This is a genomic window from Pantoea sp. SIMBA_079, from assembly GCF_046940275.1.
Lineage (GTDB): Bacteria > Pseudomonadota > Gammaproteobacteria > Enterobacterales > Enterobacteriaceae > Pantoea > Pantoea borealis.
Window position 1 is genome coordinate 1 of the sequence record NZ_JAWRYR010000105.1, and the last position, 334, is coordinate 334.

The 334-nt window shown below is 64.7% G+C and carries 1 protein-coding gene; it reads right to left on the minus strand.

The features are described 5' to 3' along the window. Positions 1-249, minus strand: a 249-nt coding sequence (locus SB719_RS19310; protein ID WP_412159625.1) for a hypothetical protein, incomplete at its 3' end; no start/stop codon positions are given. Between the last annotated feature and the right edge of the window lie 85 nt (positions 250-334).

The window sequence follows — 334 nt, forward strand, 5'->3', positions numbered from 1 at the left end:
GCCGTTGACGATCGTCAGCGTGAAGTTCACATTGTCGACCGGGTCGTTCGCAGGGGCCGCCGCATTGTCGTTGACGTTCACCCGCCACTCTGCGGTGACGACATCGCCCGACTTCACGGTCGTCGGGGATCCATCCGCCCACTTGGCGGTGATCTCGTACACAGGGGCGGCGAGAGCCGGCGCCGCGAACGACAAGCCCGTCACAGCCAGCAGCACGCCGGAAAGGCCGGCGGTGAAGCGGTTCACCATAACGCGCGTCCGCTTTTTGTGCCGCTTCAGCCTTCGCCGCCGAGGCGACAGACCCTTACCGATCTGTGCATCGTTCTTGTGCGTC